The organism is Sandarakinorhabdus sp. (assembly GCF_041689835.1).
In the GTDB taxonomy this organism is placed as follows: domain Bacteria; phylum Pseudomonadota; class Alphaproteobacteria; order Sphingomonadales; family Sphingomonadaceae; genus Sandarakinorhabdus.
In genome coordinates this window covers 1-4,378 of the sequence record NZ_JBDNFM010000247.1, presented here as the reverse complement: position 1 = coordinate 4,378, position 4,378 = coordinate 1, and the positions used below count along the sequence as shown (strand labels likewise).

Sequence of the window (4,378 nt, the reverse complement as noted above, 5' to 3'; positions counted from 1 at the left end):
CTGGGCATGGCGGATCAGCACGGCGCGGGCGGTGCCGTCCAGTTCATAGCTGTCATAACCAACCAACACAGTGTCACTGCCGGACTGGGCGCGCAGATCGTCCTGGCTGCCGGGTGCGATGTTGCTGGTCACACCGGGCGTGGTTTCGCCAGCGCCGGCATCACCAGCCGGGGCGGCGGGTGTTTCGGGGCTGGCGGTGACTGGCGGGGCTTCGAGTTCGACTTTTTTCTTGCTGCCGCACGCGGCAAGGCTGAGCGCGAGAGCGGCCAAAAGGCTCAGTTTGGGCAGGTGGCGGATCATGTGGGCGTTCCTCTTCCAGCTGACATTTCAAAGATATTTTCAGGGTAACAACGGGGACCATGCCGGATCGGATGCATCCAGCGGGGTGGCGAGACGGCGTTCATTCAAACCGGAAATATCAACCGACCACAAGCCCGAACGCCCCGAACGATCGCCGCGCGCAAACAGGATGACGCGGCCATTGGGTGACCACGCCGGGCTTTCATCCTGATAGCCATTGGTGAGCAGCCGTTCGCCCGATCCATCAGGGCGCATCACACCGATGCCGAACCGGCCGCCGCCCATGCGGGTGAAGGTGATGTAATCGCCCCGCGGGCTCCACACCGGGCTGGCCGAGCGGCCTTCACCAAAACTGATGCGCCCTTGGCCAGTACCATCGGCGTTCATCACATAGACCTGCTGGCTGCCGCCGCGGTCGCTTTCAAACACGATTCTGGTGCCGTCCGGCGAAAAGCTTGGCGAGGTGTCGATGCCTGGCCCGCTGGTGAGCCGGGTGACGCTGCGGGCGGCGATGTTGAAGCGATAAATGTCGGTGTTGCCGCCCACCGCCATCGACAGCACCAAGCTTTGGCCATCGGGCGAAAAGCGCGGCGCAAACGTCATCGCAGCGAACTGGCCCACGGCCTCCTGCCGGCCGCTGCCCAACGTGTAAAGCCACACCCTAGGCCGATTTTTTTCAAAACTCATGTAGGTGATCGTCTGCTGACCCGGCGCAAAACGCGGCGTGAGCACGAGATTCTGGCCCGAGGTGAGGAAGCGGTGGCCCGCCCCGTCCTGATCCATGATGGCGAGCCGCTTGATGCGTTTGGTGCGCGGGCCGGTCTCGCTGACATAGACAATGCGGCTGTCGAAATAGCCGGTTTCGCCCGTCAGGCGCGAATAGACCAGATCAGCGCATTTGTGTGCCGCCCGCCGCCAGCCCGCTGCCGTGGTGACAAAACCAGCCCTCGCGATTTCGCTGCCGGCGAACACATCATAGGCATAGCACGCCAGCGTGATCCCGCCGTCCGGATTGGCCGTGACCGTGCCGGTGACCAGCGCCTGCGCCGCAATCGTGCGCCACGCCGGGAAATCGGGTTTCAGCACATCGTCGATGCCCACGGTGGTGGTGTAGGCGGCGGGATCAATGGTTTTGAACAGGCCGGAGGATTTGAGATCGCCGGCAATCACCTGCGCGGCGCGCTGGCCCAGTTGGGTTGTGCTGCCGGCTTCGGTGCTGGCGCCGTTGCCGGGGGCAAACGCCGGCACCGCGATCGGCATCGGCTGCATCAGGCCAGCGTTGATATCGACGCGCAGCGGAGCGCCCTGAGCAAAGGCGGGGCCGGCAATCGCCGCGGCAACAAGCAGAATCGTGCGCATGACGGCATCATATCAGGCGGCAAAGCTGAACGGGAGTTAAACAGCGCGCGGGTTGCACGGCGGAGGATCGGGATGCAAACTGTTGGTTGATTCATACCTGACAGCCATATCCTTGGGGAAACCATGATCACCAGAACCGCCCTGCGCGCCGCCCTGTTGTTGGCCGCCGCGCTCGCATCCACGGCCTTTGGGGCCGCGGTGCCCAGCCCGCCGCGCCCGATCACCGACGCCGCCAGCCTGATGTCGCTGGCCAATGCCGATGCGCGGCCGGTGCCGGTGGCCGATCTGGTGTTCACCCGCAGCGCCGCCAACCCGGTGTGGAGCGCCGATGGCAAGACGCTGTTTCTGGTCAGCAATCTGTCGGGCCGCGCCAACATCTGGCGCATGGCGGCGGGTGGCAGCTGGCCAGTCCAGATGGTGCAATCCGATGATGTGCAGAGCGGGCTTGCCGCCTCTGCCGACGGCCAATGGCTTTATTACACGCAGGATTCGGGCGGTAACGAATATGCCGATCTCTATCGCGTGCCCGCTGCCGGCGGCGCCATCGAACAGATCACCCGCAGCGATGATGTGAGCGAGACTGATCCATTGCCCGCCAAAAGCGGCGCCATCGCCATCGGCCACAAGCGGAAAGGGGCTGCACAGACCAATCTGGCGGTGCTGGATGGCAGAACCGTCCGCATGCTCACCGACGAGAAGGATCCGCAGTGGAATTGGGAGGCGGTGGCCTGGGTCGCGAATGACGGAGCGCTGATCGCCAATCGCCTCAATGTTGGCGGCAACGACGGCGAGGTGTGGCGCATCGATGCCGCCAGCGGCAAAGCGACCCTGCTGCTCGGCAAGAAGGGCCTGGTCTATGCCGCGTCCGACTCCAGCCCGGATGGCGCGTCCATCGCCATCACCAGCGATGAAAGCAGCGGCCAGGATCATGCCGGCGTGCTCGATGCCGGCACTGGCAAATTGCGCTGGCTGGCGGCGACGCCGTGGGAACAATCATCGGGCGCAATGAGCCCGGATGGCAAATCGATGCTGGTGCGCACCAATGTCGATGGCCGCTCCACCCTGGCGCTGATCGATACCGCCAGCCTGGTGTCCAAGCCGTTGCCGCTGCCGCCGGGCGTGAACAGTGCGCCGGCCGGCGCCTTTGCGCCTGATGGCCGCAGCCTGATTTTCGGCCATGGCGGGGCTGATACGCCGTCTGATCTGTTCCGATACGACATCGCCAGCGGCACCAGCCAGCCGCTCACCCAAACCGCCATGGCCAGTCTGACGCCGGCCAATCTGCCGAAATCCCATATTGTTGCCTTCAAGGGTTTCGACGGCACGCTGCTCAGCGCGGTGCTCACCATGCCGTTCAACCTGAAGCGCGATGGCAGCGCGCCGGCGATCGTGCTGCCCCACGGCGGGCCCACCGGGCAAAGCCAGGATGGCTTCAGCCGCACCGCTGCGCTGTTCGCCTCGCGGGGGTATCTGGTGATCCAGCCTAATTTCCGCGGTTCCACCGGTTACGGCCGTGCCTTCCAACAGGCCAACCACAACGATCTGGGCGGCGGCGATCTGAAAGACGTGCTGTCAGCCCGCGATTTTCTGGTGGCGACCGGGTTTGTGGATGCCAAACGCATCGGCATCACCGGCGGCAGCTATGGCGGGTTCATGACGCTGATGGCGATCGGCAAGGCGCCCGGCGCGTTCGCGGCCGCCGTGCAGCAATATGGCATCATCAACTGGCGCACCATGTGGGACAATGAAGACGCGCGCCTGCAAGCCTATCAGCGCAGCCTGATCGGCGCGCCCGATGAGTTCAAGGGCGTTTACGAAGCCGTGTCCCCGCTCACCTTCATCCGCGCCGCCACCGCACCGTTGCTGTCCCTGCAAGGCGAAAACGACATTCGCGTGCCGCGCGGTCAGGCGCAGGAAGTGGCTGACATCTTGAAAGCCAAGGGCAACAGTGTGGAAACGGTATTTTACAAGGCGGAGGGCCACGGTTTCCAGAAGCGCGAGAACCAGCTGGATGCGCTGAGCCGGACGCTGGAGTGGTTTGAACGCCATTTGAAACCGGCGCGGTGAAAGGGCTGAGTAGAAGGGGCCTGCGGCGGGCAAGGACTCGTCCACTGCACCCGTTTGATCTAGCGCGCGCGGCGGACGCGTTGGATGCTGGCCTGTGCCAGCATGACGAGGGTGTTTTAAACAAGGGCTGCCCGAAAACATACGGGTTCAGGGTTTGTGACCCTGGCCGCCGGAGGCATCACATCGGCACCCTTACGCCATTTCTTCCGGATCAAAATTAATCTCCACGCTGCCCCACAAATCGTACAACTCGGCCGGCAGTTTCAGCGGTTGGCAGCGGAGCACTGCACGGCGGGCGGTTTCGGCAAAGGCGCGGGCGTAGTCGGCGTTGGCGGCGGTTTGGCTGGTGGGCGTGTCGGCCACGGGCAGACCGATCACGCGGCCGTCGCGGCTGTAGTTGACGCGCACGACCACGGTCATGCGGCGCACGTCGCGGCCGCCGGTGGGTGGGTTCCAGCACGGGGCGACCTGGGCGCGGATGGCCTGGGCCAGCGTGGCGGCGGCGCGGGGATCGACGGCGGCGCGGGCGGGGGCGCTTGCGTTCAATTTCTTGGCAAGTTTCGAGGTATCGAGCGGCTTCTTGGCCGCCTTGGGCAGCGATTTGTCGATCAGGCTGGACAGGGTGGACGTGTCGAGCGGAGAGGGCGGGGCT

Annotated in this window: 2 protein-coding genes and 2 pseudogenes; 1 reads left to right on the top strand and 3 read right to left on the bottom strand. The window is 64.7% G+C overall.

The features are described from left to right. A pseudogene (locus tag ACESL8_RS12795) lies at nt 1–300 on the bottom strand (peptidoglycan-associated lipoprotein); the annotation flags it as partial. A gap of 39 nt (nt 301–339) precedes the next feature. Then, nucleotides 340–1,659: a Tol-Pal system beta propeller repeat protein TolB gene (tolB, locus tag ACESL8_RS12790; protein ID WP_372919451.1), complete on the bottom strand. Its 1,320-nt coding sequence runs from the start codon at nt 1,657–1,659 to the stop codon at nt 340–342. A gap of 123 nt (nt 1,660–1,782) precedes the next feature. Here tolB and ACESL8_RS12785 point away from each other — a divergent pair, with 123 nt between their 5' ends. Then, a complete protein-coding gene (locus tag ACESL8_RS12785; RefSeq protein ID WP_372919449.1) occupies nt 1,783–3,726 on the top strand; it encodes a prolyl oligopeptidase family serine peptidase in 1,944 nt (647 codons plus the stop codon). A gap of 192 nt (nt 3,727–3,918) precedes the next feature. Here the strand turns inward: ACESL8_RS12785 and ACESL8_RS12780 are convergent. Next, a pseudogene (locus ACESL8_RS12780) lies at nt 3,919–4,378 on the bottom strand (hypothetical protein); the annotation flags it as partial.